Annotated in this window: 18 protein-coding genes and 2 pseudogenes; 11 read left to right on the top strand and 9 right to left on the bottom strand. The window is 45.8% G+C overall.

Going from position 1 to position 24042, the window contains the following annotated elements; genetic code table 11:
• The 4 genes from ACH50O_RS01130 to ACH50O_RS01115 all read left to right on the top strand — a co-directional run bounded on the left by ACH50O_RS01130 (window position 1) and on the right by ACH50O_RS01115 (window position 5631).
• Window positions 1–1389: a TIGR03013 family XrtA/PEP-CTERM system glycosyltransferase gene (locus ACH50O_RS01130; RefSeq protein ID WP_446810231.1), complete on the top strand. Its 1389-nt coding sequence runs from the start codon at window positions 1–3 to the stop codon at window positions 1387–1389.
• A gap of 180 nt (window positions 1390–1569) precedes the next feature.
• Window positions 1570–2643 carry a hypothetical protein gene (locus tag ACH50O_RS01125; RefSeq protein ID WP_446810230.1) on the top strand — a complete coding sequence of 358 codons (1074 nt, stop codon included), beginning with the start codon at window positions 1570–1572 and terminating at the stop codon, window positions 2641–2643.
• 10 nt (window positions 2644–2653) lie between these two features.
• A complete protein-coding gene (locus ACH50O_RS01120; protein ID WP_446810229.1) occupies window positions 2654–4435 on the top strand; it encodes an AMP-dependent synthetase/ligase in 1782 nt (593 codons plus the stop codon).
• Window positions 4436–4512: 77 nt separating this feature from the next.
• On the top strand, window positions 4513–5631 hold the full coding sequence (locus ACH50O_RS01115) for an SDR family oxidoreductase (RefSeq protein ID WP_446810228.1): 1119 nt from the start codon (window positions 4513–4515) through the stop codon (window positions 5629–5631).
• A gap of 17 nt (window positions 5632–5648) precedes the next feature.
• Here ACH50O_RS01115 and ACH50O_RS01110 read toward each other — a convergent pair whose 3' ends face one another.
• Entirely contained in the window at window positions 5649–5855 is a 207-nt protein-coding gene (locus ACH50O_RS01110; RefSeq protein ID WP_446810227.1) for a hypothetical protein, read from the bottom strand.
• 22 nt (window positions 5856–5877) lie between these two features.
• Here ACH50O_RS01110 and ACH50O_RS01105 point away from each other — a divergent pair, with 22 nt between their 5' ends.
• Both ACH50O_RS01105 and ACH50O_RS01100 read left to right on the top strand, forming a co-directional pair.
• Complete coding sequence (locus tag ACH50O_RS01105) at window positions 5878–6825, top strand: ThiF family adenylyltransferase (protein WP_446810226.1); 948 nt, start codon at window positions 5878–5880, stop codon at window positions 6823–6825.
• 20 nt (window positions 6826–6845) lie between these two features.
• The gene (locus ACH50O_RS01100) at window positions 6846–7907 is read left to right on the top strand and encodes a hypothetical protein (RefSeq protein WP_446810225.1); all 1062 of its coding nucleotides are present in this window, start codon (window positions 6846–6848) and stop codon (window positions 7905–7907) included.
• A gap of 26 nt (window positions 7908–7933) precedes the next feature.
• On the opposite strand, the gene ACH50O_RS01095 is transcribed toward ACH50O_RS01100, so the two are convergent.
• From ACH50O_RS01095 to ACH50O_RS01085, 3 genes are all read right to left on the bottom strand, one after another.
• Entirely contained in the window at window positions 7934–8812 is an 879-nt protein-coding gene (locus ACH50O_RS01095) for a class I SAM-dependent methyltransferase (protein ID WP_446810224.1), read from the bottom strand.
• A 153-nt stretch (window positions 8813–8965) separates the two neighbouring features.
• The gene (gene prsT / locus ACH50O_RS01090; protein ID WP_446810223.1) at window positions 8966–10789 is read right to left on the bottom strand and encodes an XrtA/PEP-CTERM system TPR-repeat protein PrsT; all 1824 of its coding nucleotides are present in this window, start codon (window positions 10787–10789) and stop codon (window positions 8966–8968) included.
• Window positions 10790–10960: 171 nt separating this feature from the next.
• Window positions 10961–11980, bottom strand: coding sequence for an EDSAP-1 family PEP-CTERM protein (locus ACH50O_RS01085; protein ID WP_446810222.1), 1020 nt, complete (start codon window positions 11978–11980; stop codon window positions 10961–10963).
• 1089 nt (window positions 11981–13069) lie between these two features.
• On the opposite strand from ACH50O_RS01085, the pseudogene ACH50O_RS01080 reads away from it, so the two are divergent.
• Window positions 13070–13310: pseudogene (locus ACH50O_RS01080) on the top strand (transposase); the annotation flags it as partial.
• A 12-nt stretch (window positions 13311–13322) separates the two neighbouring features.
• Here ACH50O_RS01080 and ACH50O_RS01075 read toward each other — a convergent pair.
• The 5 genes and pseudogenes from ACH50O_RS01075 to cysC all read right to left on the bottom strand — a co-directional run.
• Window positions 13323–14405 (bottom strand): annotated as a pseudogene (locus ACH50O_RS01075) (transposase); the annotation flags it as partial.
• Between the two features lie 356 nt (window positions 14406–14761).
• Entirely contained in the window at window positions 14762–15658 is an 897-nt protein-coding gene (locus ACH50O_RS01070; RefSeq protein WP_446810221.1) for a hypothetical protein, read from the bottom strand.
• 33 nt (window positions 15659–15691) lie between these two features.
• Window positions 15692–18064: a VanZ family protein gene (locus ACH50O_RS01065; protein WP_446810220.1), complete on the bottom strand. Its 2373-nt coding sequence runs from the start codon at window positions 18062–18064 to the stop codon at window positions 15692–15694.
• 11 nt (window positions 18065–18075) lie between these two features.
• Window positions 18076–19029, bottom strand: a complete 954-nt coding sequence (locus ACH50O_RS01060) for a DHH family phosphoesterase (RefSeq protein WP_446810219.1) — start codon at window positions 19027–19029, stop codon at window positions 18076–18078.
• A 9-nt stretch (window positions 19030–19038) separates the two neighbouring features.
• A complete protein-coding gene (gene cysC, locus ACH50O_RS01055) occupies window positions 19039–19653 on the bottom strand; it encodes an adenylyl-sulfate kinase (protein ID WP_446812097.1) in 615 nt (204 codons plus the stop codon).
• 164 nt (window positions 19654–19817) lie between these two features.
• Here cysC and dusB point away from each other — a divergent pair, with 164 nt between their 5' ends.
• From dusB to purD, 4 genes are read left to right on the top strand one after another with little or no spacing between them, the layout of a single operon-like run.
• A complete protein-coding gene (gene dusB / locus ACH50O_RS01050; protein ID WP_446810218.1) occupies window positions 19818–20795 on the top strand; it encodes a tRNA dihydrouridine synthase DusB in 978 nt (325 codons plus the stop codon).
• Window positions 20796–21059, top strand: coding sequence for a helix-turn-helix domain-containing protein (locus ACH50O_RS01045; protein WP_446810217.1), 264 nt, complete (start codon window positions 20796–20798; stop codon window positions 21057–21059). It abuts the gene before it with no gap.
• A gap of 37 nt (window positions 21060–21096) precedes the next feature.
• A complete protein-coding gene (purH, locus tag ACH50O_RS01040; RefSeq protein WP_446810216.1) occupies window positions 21097–22677 on the top strand; it encodes a bifunctional phosphoribosylaminoimidazolecarboxamide formyltransferase/IMP cyclohydrolase in 1581 nt (526 codons plus the stop codon).
• A gap of 15 nt (window positions 22678–22692) precedes the next feature.
• On the top strand, window positions 22693–23982 hold the full coding sequence (purD, locus tag ACH50O_RS01035) for a phosphoribosylamine--glycine ligase (RefSeq protein WP_446810215.1): 1290 nt from the start codon (window positions 22693–22695) through the stop codon (window positions 23980–23982).
• Window positions 23983–24042 lie beyond the last annotated feature (60 nt).

The raw sequence follows: 24042 nt of genomic DNA, 5'->3' as shown, positions 1-24042 counted from the left end.
ATGATAAGAATTTTTCGACATTACATCTCCACCGCCTATTTGTGGTTACTGCTGGCGGAATCCTTGGTATTTTATTTAGCCCTGTATTGCGGCGCGGGCGTGAGGTTTTTATATACCGCATCCTGGTATTCGCAACCGGAGTTGGCGGCGGCGGCAGCCGTTTTTTCGGCAGTTTTCATTGTCAGCTGCTCCGGACTGGGTTTATACCGGAAAACCCTGGATAAGGAAGAATATAACATCCTGCAACGCATCAGTTTCAGCTTTGCCGTAGCGGTTTTTATATTGGCATTCATCTACTACATAATTCCAGGCTTGATGCTGGCTCGCAGCGTTTTGGTTTCGGCGATTATTTTTTCCTTCGTCGGCTTATTAGTCACACGCTATCTATTTTATCGTTTCGTCAATCTGGACAACTTAAAGCGTAGAGTACTGGTGGTCGGCTGCGGTCAACGGGCCGGGGAACTCAGCGTCGTAAACTCCAGCTATATTTACAGAGGCTTTGAAATCGTAGGCTACATTACATTGGAAGACGAGCCCGTCAGCGTGCCGCATGCCATTGCCCTAAACGATAAGATCAGACTCACCGACATCGTAGAAGCCGCTAATGTTGACGAAATTGTAATAGCCGTCGACGACCGCAGAAAAAAACTACCCGTCGAAGAACTACTGGACATCAAGATGTCCGGCGTACAGATTATGGACTTACAAACCTTCTACGAAAGAGAACAACGCTTGGTTTTTCTGGAGGCATTAAGCCCAAGCTGGCTGATGTTTTCCGACGGATTTGTTAACGGCGGCTTCCGCCCTATTGTCAAACGCAGCTTCGATATTATCGCCAGCTTGCTGCTACTTGCCGTGAGTTGGTGGCTTATGTTGATAACAATGCTGGCTATCTATCTCGAAAGCGGCTTCGGCGCCCCGGTTTTCTACCGGCAAAAGCGCGTCGGCTATAGGGACGTCCCTTTCGACGTCATCAAGTTTCGCAGCATGCGCATCGATGCTGAAAAGAATGGCGCGCAGTGGGCGAGCCAAACCGACGATAGGGTTACTCGCGTCGGCAAGGTAATTCGGAAATATCGAATAGACGAACTCCCGCAACTGCTCAACGTATTGAAAGGCGACATGAGCTTTGTCGGTCCTCGCCCGGAGCGACCGGAGTTCGTCAAAGGTTTTGAAGAAAACATTCCTTATTACAAAGAAAGACATAGAGTCAAGCCCGGTATCACCGGCTGGGCACAACTATGTTACCCCTATGGCGCTAGCGAATACGACACTCGGCAAAAACTCCAATTCGACTTGTATTACGTCAAAAACTACAGCCTGTTTCTGGATTTGACCATAATGATGAGCACTGTCGAAGTGATTTTGTGGGGCAAGGGCGCTCGCTAACAGCGCGCCATAAGGCCATCGCAGCGATAGCGAAGCGCAGTTTCAAACAGCGCGCTACTCGGACTTAGATAATCTAATTATCGACCAAACGGAAATTAACAACCGAGATCTAACTTTAACCGAAGCCCAAGACACGCATCGGGACTGTCAAATTTTACTACCCCATCTGGCGAGGCAAACATGGCCAACTGTAAGCAATGCTTGATTTCCGATGCAGTACCCGAAATCGCTTTAGACGCAAATCGCGTTTGTAATCTTTGTCGGGACTTCAATCCGCAAGAGCAAACACAAGCGGAACAGGGCCGCCTGGAGCGGGAACACGACCTGGAAAAAGCGCTGAAAGATTGTAAGGGTCAAGCGGAATACGATTGTCTGGTGCCGATCAGCGGCGGCAAGGATAGCCTGTATTTGGTTTACAAATTAAAAGTCGAATACGGCCTAAAAGTCCTAGCCTTTACTACCGATATCAATATTCCGCCAATTGCCTGGGATAATATCCGGCGCACACTCGGCAAACTGGACATAGACCATCTGGTATACCGCCCGTCCGACAAGTTCTACCAAAAAATCTTTCGTTATCTGTTAAAAAACCAAGAACCCAGAGGCGCGGTCTACACAATCTCGTATGTCTATGCCCCTTTATTCGAAGGTGATGCGATCAAGCTCGCCATGGAAAAAAACATACCGTTAATCCTGGCCGGATATTCGCCCGGCCAACCCGAACCGGAAAGAATGCTCTACGAGTTTTCCAGGAAACTCATTTGCGAGGTTGACTGGACCCCGCCAGCACTGAAAACCTGCGGCGAATTCGATGAAACAGAATTATCGCGTTTTTTCAATCCCAACAATTACCCAACAGGCACTCAGTTTCCGCGCTACTTAGCCCCTTATCATGCATGGAAATATAATCAGGAAGAGGTCATGCGAAAAGTTGTTGAATTAGGCTTAGTTAAATCAAGTAAGCATGCCAACCCAATTTTCAGCAATTACCCGATCAATTGGCTATTAATGTATTCCGATCTGAAACATTTCGGCTACAACCCCTATCTTCCGGAATTTGCCGCGTTAATCCGTGCCGGCAAAGCCAATCGTCAGCAATGGAAATTCATAATACCCATTGTTGACTACATGATCAGATATAAAGTCTATTTAGGTAAAGAGGTTAAAACCAGCCTGGAATGGTTGGAGATATCTGAAGATGATTTAGTTATTAACCAAACCCAAGGCGCATACGATCCACCCATGTCAGCATAAAGGAGGCTGCATGAACCGACAAGCAACAACGCTACCGGCACTACTAGAAGTCAGCGCACGCGAGAAACCTAACGAAATAGCCGCTTGGTATCTTGATAAGAACGAGCAATGGTCGCCGGTCAGTTTTCAAGAGTTTTATCGGCGAATTATAGGGTTGACGTGGAAATTTAAATCGTTAGGGATAGACAAAGGCCACGTTGTCGCAATCATGGCTACAACCGGACTGGAATGGGAATTGCTCCACCATGCAGTATTAGCCATTGGCGGTATTGTCGTTGGTATTGATCCTGACGAAGCGACTGAACAATTGGCTCTCATCGTCAAAACTGCCGGTATCAAAACGCTGATTATCGATAAATCGGAACGGCTCGATAAATTCGGGGCGGCGGAAACGGCACAACTGCAATCGATTATTCGCTTCGGCAGTCCAACTACCGATAAAAATATCGAGAAATTAACGTCGTTAGATATTCTTGGCATCCTGCCCGACGGACCGGAGCCTCGGCCGTTAGGCAGCACAATACATCCCGAGGATATTGCCACCATCATTTTCACATCCGGCACCACCGGCACCCCTAAAGGTGTCGCATACCGACACGAACAGATCATCGCCGCGATAAAATCGATATTAGATACCTACCCCGAGCTTAGCGAACTGCCCTGCCATTTGGTGTGCTGGCTACCTTTGTCGAATTTATTCCAACGCATTATCAATCTCTGCGCAATCGCCAGCGGCGCCCAAGTGTATTTCGTCAATAGACCTCAGCTATTACTCGATTACCTACCAGGGATCAATCCCCATATTTTTATTGCCGTTCCGCGTTTCTACGAAAAACTGTATCAGGGATTGGAAGCAAAGCTGAATCAACACCCCAAACCAGTCGCCAGACTACTCAGACTCTGTTTAAGCGTCGGCGAAACCGATTCGAATCCAGGCAAAATATTCCGCACAATCAATCGCCGGCTGTTCCATTCGTTCATAGCTATATTCGGCGAAAACATTCGCTTTGCGGTCAGTGGGTCCGCGCCCATGCCGCTAAGTTTACTAAGACGCTTTTATTCCCTGGGCCTTGTAGTGTTGGAAGCCTACGGCCTGAGTGAGAACGTTATTCCCATTGCGGCAAACCGCTTTTCCGAATTCCGTTTCGGTTCCGTCGGCAAACCCATGAAAGGCAACACAGTTCTGCAGGCTGAGGATCATGAACTACTGGTGAAAGGCCAAGGCGTTTTCAACGGCTATCTTGCCAGTCAGGACCCGGTCCGCCATCTTAATGCCGATGGTTATCTCGCCACCGGCGACTACGCCGAAATTGATGCGCAAGGCTTCATCCATTTAAGAGGTAGAAAATCGGAGCTATTCAAAACCTCGACCGGTCGAAAAATAGCACCGGTCGCCATTGAAACGTTACTTCAGCATACCCCTGAGGTAGAACACGCAATTGTATTTGGAGAGAGTCGACAATTTCTGATTAGTTTGATAACGACAGCTGAACATCGCCCGTTGGACAATATTACCGCCATCGCGCAAGCTCAAAAATTAGCCATGAATTTGAAGGAGCGTATCGCCGAGTTACCCAACTATAAACGCCCGGTCGGCGTCATTTTGCGTTACGCCAGTTTGTCTATCGAACGCCAAGAGCTCACCGGAACACTCAAAGTTCGGCGTCAAAACATTTATCGGCAATACCATGCATTGATAGATGCGCTTTATCAAGCACTGGACGACCCTTCATCGGCAATCCATAAACAACCGATAGTAATCGAACAGGGAATAGTACTACTCAAACTTTAACCAAAAAGCTCACAATGCTGCCGACTCGGCTCGGGAATAGTCAAACCATTCAGCAAACTTAGACAAGGTCCTTAAAAGTGACAAACAAGTATTTCGTAACCGGCGCAACGGGCGCTATTGGAAGCGCGCTGTTACCACTACTGCTGGCAGAGCCGGAAAGTAGAATTTGGGCGCTGATACGCGCCGATAGCCCCGAGCAGCTGACAAATCGCCTGGAGGAGCTCATTGCTTTTTGGGAACTGGACCCACCCCAAGTACAGGACGCCCGTAATAGAATCGTAGCTTTGCAAGGTAATACCGATCAAAATCGATTTGCCCTGCCGGACGGCATCTATTCCAAAATTACCGGACAATGCACGCACATTATTCATTGCGCCGGCGTCGTACGCATGAATCTACCACTAGACACGGCAAGGCGGCACGCAATAGATGCAGCTAAAAATATCGTCGATCTGGCTATTACTTGTCAGAAATCCGGCGTACTTCAAAAAGTTGAATTTGTCAGCACTGTCGGCGTCGCCGGAAAGATGCCTGGATTGGTACCGGAAACCTGGATTACGCGGCCAAGGGAATTTCACAATACATACGAACAATCGAAAGCCGAAGCCGAGGATTTTTTACGAGAACAAATCGACCGACACCAATTACCCGTTACGATACATAGACCAAGCATGGTAGTGGGTGATTCAAAAACAGGAAAAATTATCCATTTCCAGATTTTTTACCATATCTGCGAGTTTCTGACGGGTCGGCGGACATTTGGCTTATTGCCCCATCTCGGCAACGCAAAGTTAGATATAGTGCCAGTGGACTATGTTGCTGCCGCAATAAAATACTGCTCGGAACGGCAAGATAGCATCGGAAAAATTTTCCATTTATGTTCTGGCCCCGAGCAAGCTATCAAGCTAACCGAATTACAAAAACTGGTCCGGATAACTTTTGCAGAAGGCAATATTGCATTACCAATCAGCGTTAGTCTACCCGTTGGAGTATTTAACGGCCTGATACATTTGATTTCGCCGCTACTGAGCGCCAGAATGTCACGATTAGTTAAAACATTCCCTTTTTTTCTCGACTACTTAGCCGACCAACAAGTATTCGACAATTCGCTTGCCAAGCAATACTTAAACAGCATACCAAAGGTTAGTAATAGCCAACTAGGCATTACACTCAAGACATATCTACACAAAACCTAACCATTCCTCCTGCCGCCTCAAATCTTTTGATCTACTTGTGTTTTGGCATTGACTTCTAATCCCACCGGCACGCGCAAATCACTATTAGATTCTATAAATACCTGGATCACATCAATATCTGTACGCTCGGTGGCAATTTTGACAAAAACGGTTTTTTCCACGACCTGTTGGACCAGAGCGGCATTCCCCCCAGTATCTGGAAGACTCCCAGAATCGAAATCCAAAACTCATTGGCAGGACTGATAGATGACGGTTGACAATATAGCACCGAACAAAGTACAACCGGCTCAAGAACAGAATCAGGAGTTTGCCGTGACGACATTATTTAATTATCAACAAGCGTTTTCTCGCAATATCGGCTGGGTAACGACTGAAGAGCAAACAATATTGCGCGGCAAAAAGATAGCAATTGCTGGTATGGGCGGCGTCGGCGGCAGTCATTTAATAACGCTGACACGGCTTGGCATTGGTGCATTCCATATTGCCGATTTCGACAAATTCGAATTACCTAACTTTAACCGGCAAGTAGGAGCAACGGTTTCACATCTTGATAAACCTAAAACCGCAGTAATGGCAGAAATGGCAAAGGATATAAATCCAGAGCTGAAAATTAAGCAATTTCCGGATGGCGTGACTTCAGACAATCTGTCGGAGTTTTTTACAGATGTGGATTTGTACGTTGATGCCCTCGATTTTTTTGCATTCGACGCTAGAGAGAAGGTATTTGCTTATTGTGCTGAACACCACATTCCTGCGATAACAGCAGCACCTTTGGGTATGGGTACTGCTCTGCTTAATTTTTTACCCAGAAAAATGACATTTGAGCAATATTTTCAGCTCGAAGGCAAATCCGAAACCGATAAAATTTTGAATTTTTTGTTGGGCTTATCTCCAGCCATGTTACAACGCTGTTATCTGGTCGATCAGAGCGCCGTAGATTTAATCAACCATAAAGGTCCCTCCACACCAATGGCTTGCGAATTATGTGCGGGAGCTGCCGCCACCCAAGCATTAAAAATTTTACTCAACCGTGGCAAAGTGCTGGCTGCGCCGTGGGGACTGCATTTTGATGCTTACCGTAATACGTTAGTTAAAACCTGGCGCCCAGGAGGTAACAGTAATTTAATACAGCGTCTTGGAATCGCATTAGCTCGACGCCAATTTCTAAGGCTGGCAAAAGCCGATCTGAATTAATCAAAAACAGAGAACACGTGATGGATAGGCAAATATTACAAAAAATTTTAGAAGCAGGCGTTAGAGCTCCCTCCGGAGACAACACTCAACCATGGCGATTTGAAACAGCAAATGAATATACGCAATTGGACTTGTTTAACCTGCCGGAAAAAGACGATTCTTACTATAACTACGAGCAAGTCGCATCTTATGTAGCACATGGCGCTGTTATCGAAAATATAAAAATAGCAGCTCGGGTTTTGGGATTTAACGCTCAGGTAGAATTATTTCCCAATCAAACTAATACTGATCACGTTGCACGGATTAAATTTATTCAAACAACGCCCGAACCCGATCCACTTTACGAAGCGATTTTTAACCGTTATACCAACAGATTTCCTTACGAACGACAGGAGTTATCGGGGGAAGATATCGAAAACATTTCCAACTCGGTAAAATCCATTGCGGACATCAACGCATATTTTGTGCACAAACCAGAGGCTATCAAAAAATTAGCCAAGGTACTAATGGTTAATGATCGGATAGTTTTTGAACGCCGGGACATACATCGCTTTCTTTTCGACAAAATACGGTGGAATACTGCTCAAATCACCAGTACAAATGACGGCATGCCCGTCGACACCTTAGGTCTAATTGCCGTTGAAAAGCTATTTTTCCCTTTGATGCGCTTCTGGTGGTTGGTCAATGCTGCCAACTATCTGGGTTTATCACACATTATTGGCCTGAAATGTTGGAATAACTGCCGGAAAGCTTCATTGCTAGGACAAATTACAGCCAACAGAGCAGATAAACACGGCTTTGTGAATGCCGGCTCTGCAATGCAGCGCGTATGGCTGGAGGCAACCAAACAAGGCCTAGCGTTTCAGCCTATTATTGGATTACCCCTGTTAATTTATCGATCAAGGCAAAACGCCTTGCAAGCATTATCAGACAAACACCGGGAGATCGTTGAACAGTCCGCAAAATCGATCAGCGAGTTGTTTGAGATAGATCAGACCGAGACTTTGATCGTCGGTTTCCGGATTGGAAAAGGCCGCTCCGTTTCAACCAGAACACAACGGATGAATGCCAGCATAGATTGAAAACGGTGCGAAAATGCCTTGAACTTTTAGTTTAAATAAGGCGATTTCAGTCCACCTAGTCGAAAAAAAAGCATAAGATCTTTCAAATCAGTTTGATGATAGCCCGGCATTGCCCGTTTCAGTTCTTGCAATTGATCGAGTAAATCTGGGTCTATCTCACGTCTTACACCTGATTTAACAACCATCATATATGGCATAACAAACGTTTTATAGAAATTGCCACATCCGGCCAAATATTTTTGATAAAGGCTGAAAAAATCCTGCGGCCAAAAAGCAGCCCGCAAGGAATATAAATAATCCAGTGTAAACAATTCAGCCTGTCTATCCGCATACTGATAAGCAAAATCCCTAATCGACTTTTCAGACTTTAAATGCCCAAAATCTACCAAATACAAACCGCCGCCTGGCTTTAATACACGCTTTATCTCAGCAAAAGTACCTTCCAATGCCGTAAGATCAGGCAAATGATGCAAGACAACGGTACTCATGACTGCGTCAATACTAGCATCCGCTAGAGAAGATAATTCAGTAATATCGCCTTGCCGAAACTCGACGTTTGTGAGGTTTCTTTGCTTGATGTGGGCTTGAGCTTTGTTGAGCATCTCCTCAGATAAATCCATTCCGATAAACTGAGTTCTCGGATTTAGGCGCGCTACCATCGCCAGTTGAGTCGCCGGGCCGCAACCAAGATCGAGCACGATATCACCAGACTTTATGACTTCGCAAATTTGTGCGCAGTGAAAAAGGTATACGGGCGCCATCACTCCGTCTTCACATCCAGCCCGTGTATAGGCAGCGACCTTTTCAGGGTCGTCCATTACCAAATCGGGCTCTTGTTCACGTAAGGCTGTTTGTTTGACTAATAATTCGCGACAGAAAGCTTTAATGACAGTGGGACTTGGCATAAATATTCTCCAATAAAAGAGCCTTACTATGGTAAGTATAGCCCTTATATTTTGGTCTAACTCTAAGAAAACTTGGCAGTGGGGTAATTAACAGAAAACCTGCTGAAGAAACCGTTTTAGACAACCTGAAACACTAACGTAGACTCATGCCTCTTATTGAGATTCCAGTTTTTTAAGCAATTCGTTGCTAGCTTCACGTTCTTTAAAGACCTGCTTGCTGGATAGTAAGTTTCTCAAGATATTCTTGGCTTCTTCTTTATTAAAGCTAACTAATGACTGCGCCAAATGGTATTTGATAGTTACGTTATCAGGTGAAACAGTTAGTGCCTCCCGTAACAGTTCCGTCGCCCTTTTTGCCTGATTTTTCTTTAAAAGGATAGCGGCTAAGGTATCCGTTACTAAGGGGTCCTTCGGAGCGAGCTGGTGATTTTTTTCTGCAAGCTCAAGTCCCTTATCCAACTCACCTTTTTCAGCTAGTAGCCAAGCAAGATTATTGCTTGCATCCAGCCTATCGGGTTGTAACTTCAATACCTCAACATAATATTTTTGTGCATCTTCAAAATTGCGCTTATCGAGCAACATATCGGCAAAAATCATGCGCACTGAGATATCATTTGGGTGTTTTGCAATCCATTCGCGAAGTGTTTCATAACCGGCTTCAATTTTCTGCATGGCTATTTGCGCCATTGCCAATTGTACAATTAGCAGGGGGTTATCCCCTTGCTTCTTTAATGCAACATTAAAGTACCCAATAGCTTCTTCAGGCTTGTTTTTCGCCATCGCGATTTTACCCAACAGTTCAGGAATGTTAGCGCTATCAGGATCCGAGTCTTTCAATTCCTTAAGCAATTTTTCTGCTGAATCGAACTGACCATTAGAAGCCATCAGCCTGGCACGAACAAATTTGGACGACTCGTAAGTAGGATCTAGCTTAAGTGCTTTATCAATTTCATTTAACGCATCCTGCTTACGCCCAAGTTGTTCGAGAGTTAACGCTAAGTTGTAATGTACTGCTAAGTCGTTAGGCAATGCTTTGACAGTGGACTGCAGTAAGGGCAAAGCCTTTCCTGCAAAACCGTTCTGTAAAAACGTAACACCTGCAAACTGCATGAGTTCCGGTCGCTCTGGAAACCGCTGAAGAGATTCTTCCAATAAAGCTATAGCTTTTGAAGGCTGCCTGATAGACAAATAGATTTGCGCCAATAAAATCCGCGGCTCAAGTTGATTGGGATTTTTTGCTACACCTGACTCTAATAGCGACACCGCTTTTTGTGGGTTATTTGATTTAAACTCCAAATCTGCCAAAGTATTTAGCGTTTGCAAATGATCAGGATTTTGTGTCAAAACGTTGTTCAAGGTAGTTCTCGCCTTTTCAACGTTTCCCTGTTTAAAGTAGAGCGCGGCCAAATTTCTACCGGCTTCCGGGTCTCCTGGATGTATTTCTAAAGCCTTTTCAAAGGAAACTAATGCCAACTTCTCATCGCCGATGCCTATATATGCAATTCCCGCCAACGTATAACCTTCTGGAGAGTCAGGAGATTGATTTTGGAGTCCTTTAGCTACCTCTAAAGCTGCGCTGTATTCTTTTCCTTGCAAATAAGTGGAGGCAATGATGACGCCAGCCACTGGCAAGGATTTATCCATTGCCCAAGCATCTTTCAGTTTGGCAAGCCCCTCCTGCCTTTTACCGTTGCGTATATCGATCAAAGCTTCATCGATTAGTGAACGGATCTTATTTTCTACTACCGCACCTTCGCCGAGATCGCGGAACAATTGGGAAGCATCAAATTCGTCATCTTTCCGAGGCGTTAAAAAATCTTTCAATATCGTGGATCCATCAAGATCTAATGCTTTTTGAGTAGCCGCAAAACTCAAGGGGGCTACAAAACCGGATACAATCAACAACATTGTTCCTGTCATTCCGATGCTAAGTACCTTGTTACCAAGCTGGCTAGATTTCATTTTGCCGATGTTCATTGGAATGTCCTTACTAAAAATTCTACTAAAACGGATATGAAAAATAGACGTCATCGCCGAAGCTGTCAAAAAAACCGACACAGGTCTTTTTGCCTATAACGCTCTTAATAAAAAAAAGCCGCTTGCCAAAACACTTGGCAAGCGGCTTTTACTGTACTGATTTATCTAAATTTAGGCAACTAAGCTAGATGAGTTTGGAAATTTACGTGAGGACAACCCCATGCCCAGCAAGCCAATACCCAACAAAGCAAGCACTTGCGGCTCAGGAACTGTTTCCAGTTTAACGTTCGCATCTGTTGTAATGGTCGCAGTCAAATTATACGTTTTGAGGTGGTCCAAGGCCAAAGTTTGAAATCCTAAGGCAGTAGTAATCAAAGCACCAGTAACAGGATTATAACCAGCAATCGAATTTTCTAACACAGTGCCAGCCCCTGGAGTACTATCCGACAGGTTTTTACCCAAGCTAAATGTTCCAGTGCCGCCGCCAGCAAGAATAATTTGAGAATTACCTGCCAAATCTTCTAGGGCGAAAGTAATTGTGTAAGCAGATTTAGCGTTAACGCCAGCACCAGATGTCAAATAAGCACCGATATAAGCACCAACATCAAAAGTAAAGTTCAGAGCGCCATCAATACCTGAAAAGCTGAATTTCGCGGTCAGACCACTATTCGTACTTGTACCTGCAGTGCCTGTTGTAGCATCTAAGGAAGCATAAGACGCGTTATATAGCGTAGCTGAGCTCGCTGTGGCGGCAGGGAAGCCAGTGATAGGGGAACCAACTTCATTGGATCCAGACGCTGCAAAATTACCGCCAATAATCGGGAGAGGTGTTACCGTAAAAATTGATGGTGTAGCTGCTGAATTATTAAGAATTTCAGTTGAAATATTTGCAGGCACTATTGTACCCACGGACGCACTAGATGCCAAATTTGAAGCATCTCCAACATCAAGCTGAGCAGGAGCATTGGACGTGGCGTTGACTGAAGCTTGCACCTTTTCAGTGCTTGAAGGGGTCAATATATCGAAATCACCCTTATCAACTTGAACGCCAGTACTGGCATAAGAAATTTTGAAATTTTGAAGTGTAACAACAGACTCCGCAGATGCTACCGGAACCGCTTGTGCTGAACTAGCAACAAGGGAACCGGCTAAAATTGAGCCGATAATAGCGGCTAATTGTTTGGTTTTCATGATAATGCTCCTGTACTAAAAATAAAAATTCGCATTTCTTTTAATGCAATATGGTTGCCAGTATTTTTTTTTTATTTAACTTCAATTAGTTAGAACAAATCAACCTCTAGTTAAACTAGATTCAACACAGGAATGTAAAATTTCCCGACAACATGATTTGCGGGACCTTGCCGCCCTTACATGACTAACAAAATGAAAGCCCAAACCAAAGGGATAACATTTTCAAAGTTGCATTTCAATTTGCCAGATCACGTTAAGACGACTCAGGAGTGTTTCTCAGTCTCACGAACACATTTTCAACCGGTAGCAACACTTCCAGAGGCGCCAATCAATGGCATCGTTACCAATTAAACCACCCGACAATCTCGGAGGCATTAGGTTATGAGTTAGCTTGCCCTTAATACAAACCAACGATAGTTTCGGCGAAACGCTCGGTATATCGGATCGGAACGTACTGTACACTGGAACGATTAAAGTGACGACGGACAGCAACCAAAGTAAAGCCATAGCCCCCAATCAACTGGGTCAGCAATTCAAGGTCTCTCAGCCGAATCAGGTGTGGACAACTGATATTAGCTATGTCCGGCCCCTACAGCGGGCTGGCTTACGTTGCGGGTCGTTATCGATCTGTTCTCCCGCCAATTGGAGGGCATGGCAATTGGCGACCATATGCGGACCTCACTCTGTGCCAAGGCGTTACAAATGACCTTCTACCCACCGGGCACAAGTGGCGTCGCAAACCGCCGCTTGGTTTGCAGCATCACTCGGATCGTGGCGGTCAAGCCGGGAATATCGGCAACATCTGGCGGTGATGCACATGAGGCATGTGCATGAGCCGAAAAGGCAATTGTTGGTAATTCGCCTACGGAACACTTTTTCCACAGCTTTGAAGTATGAACAGCTCAACTACGAAAAATTCAAAACCCACAAGAGGCGGCAAAACTGAGCGTGATCGACTATTTGGCTTTTTACAATGGGCGTTGATCGCACTCAACATTGAACTACCAAACCCTGATCAAATTCGAGCGGGAATTTTATAGAAACACCGCATGAACTGGTGTCCGGTTTTTGTTGACAATTACAGAGTTCCTCGAAGCGATGCAAACACGTCAGAACAAATCGTCTGACAGCACGCGCATCCGACAGCAAACAGTGGAAACATCCCTTTGGCACCCTAAAAGCCTGAATGGGATCAACTCATTTTCTGATCGAGACACTGGACCACGTCAGTACGGAGATGAGTTTGCATGCACTTGCCTACAACTTCAAAAGAGCGATGAATCTACTGAGAACCTGCCCTGGTAATCCCCCCATTATCAGCAGAATCTAAAAGTAGAGGTTAAGCGGCAATTGCCAATTTTTGTTTGGGAGTGATACCACCGATGGCCATGTTGGGCCGTTCATGATTGCAGATCCATAACCAGCGCTCAGCAAAATCTTGAACCTGTGTGATGGAATCAAACAGATGCTGAGCCAGCCATTCGTAGCGCACGGTTCGGTTGTAGCGTTCAACGTAGGCATTCTGTTGCGGGTTGCCTGGTTGGATGTAATCGATCCGAATACCATGTTGCTCAGCCCACGTTTTTAACGTTTCGCTGATATATTCCAGTCCATTGTCACTGCGAATGGCGTCAGGTTTTCCACGCCACTCGATGATGCGATCCAAGGTGCGGGTGACCCGCAGAGCCGGTAACGAGAAATCCACTTCAATGCCTAAACCTTCCCGATTAAAGTCATCGATGACGTTGAGCAAACGGAACGCGCGGCCATCTGTGAGTTGATCATGCATGAAATCCATCGACCAAACGGCATTGATGCGATCCGGGACGGTCAAGGGGTGTGGGGTTCCCCGTACCAAACGTTTCTTGGGCTTGATGCGCAGGTTGAGTCCAACTCTCGATATATGCGATAGACCCGTTTGTGGTTCCAATGAAAGCCCTTCACATTGCGCAAATACAAGTAGCATATCCAAATCCCCAGGCGCGATGGGTATCGGTCAGGCGCAGCAGCCAGTCGGCAATCTCGGCGTTTTCAGTCGAGCGCTTTGACTGATAGCGATAACCGCTGGAGCTGATGCCTAAAGCCGAACACACCAACCGAAGACTGGCCCGGTTGGCCTGAATCATGAGTTGCGCCATTTCGCGGCGGCAAGATGGCGTTAGGCATTTTTTTCCAGGGCTTCCTTGATGATTTCGGCCTTTAGCCGCTCTTCGGCATACATTTTCTTCAGTCACCGGTTTTCGTCTTCCAGTTCTTTCAGGCGCGCCATCTAGGACGCATCCATGCCGCCATATTTGGAGCGCCATTTGTAAAACGTGGCAGAGCTAACGCCGTGTTCCCGGCAAAGCTCAGGCACTGGCGTGCCGGCTTCAGCCTGCTTCAAAATCGCCAGAATCTGACTATCACTAAATCGTGAGGTCTTCATGTAAAACTTACTCCGTCTGTTACGAGAAAATTCCACTTTTAAACGCTGCTTTTTTCAGGGGGATTACCCCCTGATGGAAGCAATGGTAGCTTGACAGCCAGTTATTACTCTTAATTTAACCTCTTACCGATGGCTATTAACATCAATTTGGCTAAACCAAATTAATAAACCAGAAACACCCTTCACCCTTCATCAGCGCTAGTCGCTCAAAGCGGCCTTAGCTCAATAAAATTGCTCGATATCCAATGGATATTTCAACGATTCATCGTTTTTACATAGCCTGAACCATGGCTGGCATCTCGAAACTGGCGTTGATGCTGAATTATATCGCTGCCTGGTTATTAATCAGAGCTTCCTTAGCTTAAATCCTGCTTTATAAAAAATCTAAATACTCGACGAAGCACGCTAATACCCATGACGCCTAACAAAAAATATATGAAATTTTTGATTGTCAAGTATTTAAAGATGGCATAAATTCGACTGATTTCAATAGCATCAGCATGAGAAATATTCTCATAAGAAAAATCCAACACCACTTTACCTCCGCCATCCTTGTGATTTGTTTTATTTGAGAAATTTTCAAACTGACTCATATTAGCGGCATCATATGAACGCCCCCCTAAAACAATCATAGCACTCATTTGACTGTCCAGCCCGACAAATTGCCTGAACTTTCCAACAAAATCGCTTCCATTAAAATTATATTCGGCCATTCTAGAGTAGATCAGATCATCTATATCCTTAATGCCATAGTAAGTCCAAACTAATTTATCGTAAATTTCATCACCTAAGCCAATTTGAACCTCATAGAGCATATTTTTATATGAAAAAAAATCATCTTGAAAATTATATTTCTTCAAATCCTGATTCTTTTTTACAGGGTAGAAACTCTTATTATCTAGTTTTGAATTTAACTCCTTACTTATCCCCTCCTGCTCCTCAAAGATAGGTTTTGAAATACCCCCTCCCTTAACAGACAAACCGTTCAGAGCGCTATTTTCCCCGGAACCTTCACCACTTAAATCTTGACTTTTAACAGCACTATTTTTTTTTCCATCTATAGCTGCATCAACTTCCACCCCCTTTTCAAGAACAACTGGCTGTTTTTCTAACCCAATTTTAGCTCCAGCGGCCGCAACATGGTTCCAGACGCCAATATCTGCCGCAACCACATTCCTCGCGAATAAGCTTATCAAAAAAATAAATATAGAACCGACAATCTGCAAACTAATAAACTCCGAGAATAAGTGCATGCCACGCCGCGTCAAAAACCATCAACATCTTAATCAGACAATCCTTTTCGCCCTCGAAAAACCAGTAAAAATTATAGCCACCGGCACTTGAGCGATATAAACCATGATAACAAATCCGGCGTGCATGATAAAAAACCGCTGCCTTAAAGTCTCGCCGGAAACCAAATGACTTCTGTCCCGACTTAATAAAAATTGCATCGCTGAAAACACGGAGTCATACTTTATGATAAATTGCTCAGTCCCCCAATTTAATAATTGATAACCAAAAGGAAAAGATAATACAAACAAAAGACTTACAATAATTAGCCTACGAAAATTACTAAAAACTGTATGCAATGAAATGGATGAACCAAGCCATCCAACCAGGAAAAAATATATGCAGATACTTAAAACTAGAAATGAATAACCGTTGTTAGCCATTAATTCCGTTAAGTTATCGGTCGCCGCCTCTACCACAACAATCCAATAATCGATCGACAACAATAGAGTCGCCCAAAAAAAACCTAACAAGAAAAGCCGAAAAAACTCCCTACTAGAGACAATCCAAAAAAGTGCAGCGTGAGCGGCACCTAGGATCATCAATGAAAATATACTGAACAACGCAAAAAACCGAAAAATTAACTCTACCTCAGCGGGAATACTTAAAATTGGCGATCCCAGTATATCGTGTATGCTTTCCATAGGTATAACTGATCTGACTAATAACCAAGCTCCCAAAGACTGTATTGCAACGAATCTGACGTAAAATAACCCGTCTAATTTATTTTTTTTTGCCTCATTTATTAAGGAGTATAACGGATAAGAAAAACACCAATACATTAACAGGGCCACACCCAACGCACTGATAATTGGGAAATTTTCCGAGAAAAGCTCTCTCACATTGTAAGGAACCTCAGTAGAAATACTTAAAAATATTAGAACTCCAAAGACCGCAGCCACAGATCCGCTTGCTAACAGCAACTCAATATTTCGAACACCTCGCGATTTACTTTTAATGCTACTTATAAAAATAGGATCCCGATTTAAATTTTCTTTCGGGCTTGGCGACACTGACGCAGAATAGTTTTTCTGACTATCCTTACCCTTCCAAATAGACGCTTCATGATGCATTAATTGCTTAGCCAAAACAAACCCCAGAAATCCACCTAAAATCTCTAAAATAACATCTGTACTATCGGGGTTTTTATTTGGTAAAAATAGCTGCCCAAACTCGATGCCTAACGATGTAACACCTGTCCCTAGCACAACAAAAAAAATAGCTGGAACTTTATTAGCAACAGACTGAACGGCTCCACTTAAAATCACGCCAAAAGGAATAAAGAATAACACCTTATGAAAAACCTCTGTAATCGCTCTAAACTCAGTACCGTAATAATAGGCATAAAATGGCAACCTGAGAAACCTATCACTCCAAGTCAAGAAGTTAGCGTAACTAAATTTAAAATCGTAAGGATACCAAAAAACCAATACTACAACTAAAGCCCATAACAAATATCCTAAGCAAACATATAAAAAATAGTGCTTTCCAGGACTTTTCAGGCCGGCATTTCCGCCATCCTGCACATTATCCTTAAAACTAATGCCAATTAAACTTACACCTATAAGCCCGCCGATCCACGCTAACAATATATCGGTAATATCTGTAACCCGGCTATACACAAATAACTGAAAAAACTCAATTAATGCCGCTGAAACCAAAACCCTTTTTAACAAATCCCGCTTACTAAAATTTCCAAGCTTATGCCATAACCAAGGCACAGGAATCCATAATGCAATATCGGAAAGGCAATCGTAAATATCTCTGAAAATATCGCCTGTTATACCGGAAAAAGGTACCAGAATGACCCGCCCCTCGCGCCACTTATGATAAAACTCGACCGGGCTTAAGGTTAAGTCTAAAGGCAATACATTATAAAAAAACATGCAGCCTAAATAGACTTGCAAATAGGGAATTGTATCTGTTTTATTTATTTGCCAATTCTCTAACCATTCAATAAATTTCTTACCTAGAATCCACCAAGAAAAGACACCAAGCACCGCACCCAAGCTTTCCGCGACGATGTCGTTTAGCGACACTGTTCTAGGCGGAAAATATAATTGGGTAAACTCTATAACGGAGCAAAGCAAAAAACAGGCTATCAATACAGCAGCCGATGCGACGAGCTTTCCAATTAATTTTTGCTGGAGCGAAAGCCTACACAGCCAGAGAAAAGCGAGGGGTATAAAGAGCAGGATATTTGCTACCCAATCCGCCCTTGAAGCAATCCCTAGTTCAAAATATTCAATGTTTTGAAAACGATACCAAGCCTCATTTGGTGACAAGCTATTAAATTGCCACGGCACCAAGCTGCCATAAATGACAAAAATCGTATAGACAATGCAAGCAATTAGTAAGCGATTTTTCACAAAAAACTAGATCATGGATATTGAGCTTGAAACGCCGCTACAAAATTGTTTAATTGTTCATATGGAAGATGATTAACACCGGCTGCCGCCTTTCTACCTCCACCGAAAAATGTTGCGCATAATCCATCTGCACCGATCTTTTTACTCAACGGCGCTCGCACGCTAACTTGATAACCGCCTTGTTGATTGTTACTTATGATAGCGTGAGCCCTGTCCGGATATCGATTACACAATTCGTTCCCCCAAACCCCGCTTACTCGCCGCGCCCATTTTTCATCCGGCAAAATAAACACAGCCGTTGTATCGGTCTGATATTCAGCATTAACTTTTTCCGCAAGGTTCATATCTCCGGCATACCCATCCAATAATTGCCGATAAATCTCGGCCTTGTCGGCTATAAAATCAAGCGGGGAAGCATAGCCCGCCATTTGTCTGTAAAGCGCATCAGGCGAAAAATACAAATCGTCGACACAGCTACCGTAAGCGTTGTAATTGATACAGATTCCCAATTGCTTTACCTTAAGCAATTCCCGGGCCGTCAAGTTACTTGATTGTGACACCAACAACGCGGCATCATCCAAATTATCGCCGAACGCCCCCGCCACAGCCCACGCTGTAAAGCGTTGCCCCAGATGAGCATTCATCAATAAGCTTGTACAAATATTCGCTTCGGTGTTTATGTGCGTTGTCAGGCCCGGATGAACGGGAATTTCGCCCGCATAATGATGATCCATGTAAAAAACTCTGACACCCTGATTCAGCAATTCGGATAACGCCGAACGATTTTTATCTAGCGACACATCCAGCACCACTACTTGATCATCAGGTTGCGCAGAAACCCGAGTCAACAATTCGATATCACGCTTAACCCCGGTAATGAGAGTCGATTCAACAGGAAATGCAAGCCGCAGTTGCAACAACGCACAAATGCCATCCGCATCACCATTAAACACATCTATATTCACGATATTTCCTTAAGCAGGCATGTTTATAACGCCACGAAGTTCAAGTACGCTCAGCACCCGCTCTACACACTCGCCCAAATCGCTGATCCCAGTATCTATATATAAATCCGGCTTTTCGGGCACCTCATAAGGAGAAGAGATACCGGTGAATAATGGGATGTCACCTTGTCGCGCTTTTCTGTAAAGCCCCTTTACATCGCGCTGTTCGCAGATTGCCAAATCGCAATTACAGTAAATTTCGATAAAATCACCATGGGGTACTAAATTCCGCGCATATTGCCGTTCGGCGCGAAACGGGGAAATAAACGCCGTCAACGTGATTAGCCCGGACTCCAACATCAACTTTGCCACTTCGGCGATTCTGCGGATATTTTCCTGTCGATCTTGATCGCTAAATCCCAAATCTCCGCACAAGCCTTGGCGGACGTTATCGCCGTCCAGCACAAATGTCCGGCAACCCAAGTGATACAATCGCTCCTCCACGGCGTGGGCAAGCGTCGATTTACCGGCCCCGGACAAACCGGTAAACCATAAAACAGCCGATTTGTGACCATTCATAACCTCCCGCCGACTACGATTTACCGTAGCATGATGCCAGACAGTATTTGTGCTGTGTTTTTCCATCATATTCCACTCCATAATTGTCATTCCAAGACTACTGCATTCGCGGCAAACGATGCAATCTTCTCGGCACAGCAATCGTGCGTTTCGACAAGCTATTCTTGCCATCGTTATTCGCGACATTTTCGGGTATCATTTGCGGCCTTTTTCGACGAGCCCGGCTTTTCATGCGAATTGGCCCTTACCAACTTCCTAACAATGTATTGCTGGCCCCAATGGCTGGCATTACCGACGCACCGTTTCGGGAAATCTGCAGCGAATTTGGAGCGGGCCTCACTGTCTCCGAAATGGTAATTTCGAATCGCAGCTTACAGCACCACCCAAAAACCTTAAAAAAATTGGATTACAGCACTAGCAATAACCTGCGTTCGGTACAAATTTTAGGCACGGACCCTACACAAATGGCCGAGGCCGCCAAATTGAATCAGGATCGAGGCGCCCATATTATCGACATCAATATGGGCTGCCCCGCGAAAAAAGTATGCGCAGTTGCGGCGGGTTCCGCGCTATTGAGAGACGAGGATCTGGTATCGCGAATTTTGGATGCTGTTATCAGTGCCGTAAACCTTCCGGTAACCTTAAAAATCCGTACCGGCTGGGATTTGGCTAACCGTAACGCGGTCAATATCGCTAAAATCGCCGAGCGTTGCGGCATTCAGGCACTAACCATTCATGGCCGTAGCCGCGCCTGCAAATTCACCGGAAGTGCCGAATACGATACTATCAAGGCCGTTAAACAAAGTGTCAGCATTCCGATTATCGCCAACGGCGACATCGACAATGCGGCTAAAGCCAGACAAGTCCTGAACTACACAGGTGCCGATGCAGTAATGATAGGCAGAGGGGCGCAAGGCAAGCCTTGGATATTTAGCGACCTAAACGCTAATCTTAATAACACCGAATATTCCCCGCTTTCCTTGACCGAGATCAAAACCGTCATTAACCGGCATCTGGAAAATTTATACAGTTTTTATGGACACGACTGTGGTGTTAGAATCGCCCGCAAGCACATCGGCTGGTATTTCGACCATCTCGGCACACTACCTGCTGAACAAAAGACTGCAATTAATCTAGCCCAACAAGCTGCGCGGCAACTCGCGCTAGTCAATGACTCTTTCAATTTGATGACACCACGAGCCGCCTAGATGGGAAAACACCTTACACACAAAGTTACAGACAGCGAGCAAACGCTGGCCGACCATGTCCGTCATTGTGTCGAAGATTATTTCGCCCACCTGAACGGCCACGACTCCTCCGGCTTATATCATTTGGTTTTAGCTGAAGTGGAAAGACCCTTATTGGAAACCACGCTAAAACACTGCGACTACAATCAAAGCAAGGCCGCGATCATCCTTGGCCTCAGCCGCAGCACCTTGCGCAAAAAACTCGAAAATTACGGCATAGGTTAATTTCCAGCCCTTCTCTTTACCCTTTCCTGAGGTTTGCATGAATACCCCTTTGGGCATAAATAAAAAAGTGACCCGCGCTCTGGTCAGCGTTTCCGACAAAACCGGTGTTCTGGAGTTTTGCCGAGAACTGGACCGCTTGGGCGTCGAGCTACTATCGACTGGCGGCACCGCTAAATTATTATCCGAGCACCAGATTGCCGTTACCGAGGTCTCCGACTACACGGGTTTCCCCGAAATGATGGATGGCCGGGTGAAAACCCTGCACCCCAAAGTTCATGGCGGCATCCTCGGACGACGCGGCATAGACGATGCCGTGATGGCGGAAAGCGGTATCAAACCGATTGATATGGTATTGGTCAATTTGTATCCGTTCGAGCAAACCGTCGCAAAGCCCGATTGCGACCTGGAAACCGCGATAGAAAATATCGATATCGGCGGCCCGAGCATGATCCGCGGTGCGGCGAAAAACCATGCCGATGTGGCGATAGTGGTGGATCCGACCGACTACCCGACAATTCTGGCTGAATTAAAGGACAATTCCACCTCGCTCAGTCACGGCACCCGGTTCAAATTAGCGCTAAAAAGCTTCGAGCATACCGCCCGTTACGATACGATGATCGCGGCATACCTCAGTAAAGTTGTCGACGCCGACAAGTTCCCGGAAACTTTGAACCTACAATTCCACCGCCTGCAAAGCATGCGTTACGGTGAAAATCCACATCAACACGCGGCGTTTTACGGCGAGAAAACTCCGCCGGCCGGCAGCATCGCCGCCGCTAAACAATTGCAAGGCAAGGAATTGTCTTATAACAACATCGCCGATGCCGACGCCGCCTTGGAATGTGTCAAAGCATTTAGCGACCAGCCCGCCTGCGTGATTGTGAAGCACGCCAACCCGTGTGGCGTAGCGGTTAGTGGCGATATATTCGACGCTTATAATTTGGCTTATGCTACCGATCCGACTTCGGCATTTGGCGGCATCATCGCTTTCAACCGAGAACTTGACGAACAAACCGCCGCAGAAATTACGGGACGCCAATTCGTGGAAGTGATCATCGCACCGGCAATATCAGCAGGTGCGCAAGCGGCATTGGCGAAGAAACAGAACGTCCGAGTGCTGGAGACTGGCCACTGGTCCGATAACCAAACGTCTGCCCTGGATTTTAAACGCGTCGCCGGCGGCTTATTGGTACAGGATAAAGACACCGGCAATATTTCTGCCAGCGATCTGACAGTGGTCAGCAAGCGCGCTCCAACCGAACAAGAATTGGCAGACCTATTGTTCGTTTGGAAAGTCGCCAAATTCGTGAAATCCAACGCCATCGTCTACGGCAAAAACGGCCAAACCGTCGGCATAGGCGCCGGACAGATGAGCCGGGTTTATTCGGCAAAAATCGCCGGCATTAAGGCTGCCGATGAAGGTTTAGCGGTACCGGGTTCGGTAATGGCCTCCGATGCATTCTTTCCATTCCGTGACGGCATTGATGCCGCTGCGGCGGCCGGCATAACCGCAGTGATTCATCCTGGGGGCTCGATGCGAGACGCGGAAGTCGTTGCCGCAGCCGACGAGCATAATATCGCCATGGTTTTGACCGGCATGCGCCATTTCAGACATTGATACCGGATTTAGAAGATGAATATATTAATTGTGGGAAGTGGCGGCCGAGAACACGCCTTAGCCTGGAAAATTAGACAATCCGCAAGCGCCAAAAACGTATACGTGGCCCCCGGCAACGCCGGCACCGCATTAGAACCCGGTATCGACAACGTAGACATTCAAGCCGATGACATCGACGGCTTACTCAGCTTTGCCCAGGTTAGAGATATAGCTTTGACCATCATTGGGCCGGAGGTACCCCTGGTTAGGGGTATAGTCGACCGATTTTCCGCGTCCGGCCTGAAATGCTTCGGCCCAACCGCGCAAGCTGCCCAACTGGAAGGCTCCAAATCGTTCTGCAAGGATTTTATGATCCGCCACGGCATACCCACCGCTGCATACGAAAGCTTTACCGAGACTGAGCCAGCTATCGCTTATATTCGGAAAAATGGCGCACCTATCGTCGTCAAGGCCGACGGCCTGGCAGCCGGTAAAGGCGTAGTCGTCGCCCAAACCGAACAACAGGCTATCGATGCAGTAGAAGACATGCTGTCCGGAAACAGCTTCGGGAGCGCCGGACATCGAGTGGTCGTAGAAGAGTTTTTAGATGGTGAAGAAGCCAGCTTCATCGTTATCGCCGATGGCTTGCATGCGCTGCCCATGGCCACGTCGCAAGACCATAAAGCCCGCGACAATGGAGATCAAGGCCCCAATACCGGCGGTATGGGAGCCTATTCTCCAGCACCGGTCGTAACGCCGGAAATACATCAACGAGTCATGGCTGAAGTGATCCAACCAACCCTGCAGGGCATGCGTGCCGACGGCAACGAATATACCGGCTTTCTATATGCCGGCCTAATGATAGGTAAAAACGGTAGTATCAAAGTATTGGAATACAACTGCCGCTTCGGCGACCCCGAAACCCAACCCATCATGATGCGCTTAAAAAGCGATTTAGTTGAGTTATGTTTGGCAGCATTGGACAAAAAGCTAAATCAGATCACTACCGATTGGGACGAACGCTCGTCCTTGGGCGTAGTTTTGGCAGCCGGCGGCTATCCTGACGACTATGCTAAAGGTCGTCCAATCAACGGCTTGCCAAGCAATACCAGCGGCGATTACAAAGTGTTTCATGCCGGCACCAAACAAGTCGGCGATAACGTCGTGACAGCTGGTGGCCGAGTGTTATGCGCATGTGCGTTAGGCGACAGCATCGCTCAAGCCCAGGAAAAAGCCTACGAACTATGCCGCCAAATCGATTGGCAGGATATTTATTATCGGACGGATATCGGCTTTAAGGCGATTAAAGACCAAGCTATTGAGTAATACATAAAGCTCATTAATACTTGGGAGTGTGGTGTATCCGTTAAAAAAACGGATACACCA

This window comes from Methylomonas sp. 2BW1-5-20 (genome assembly GCF_052474515.1).
This window is presented reverse-complemented; position numbering and strand designations above follow the sequence as displayed.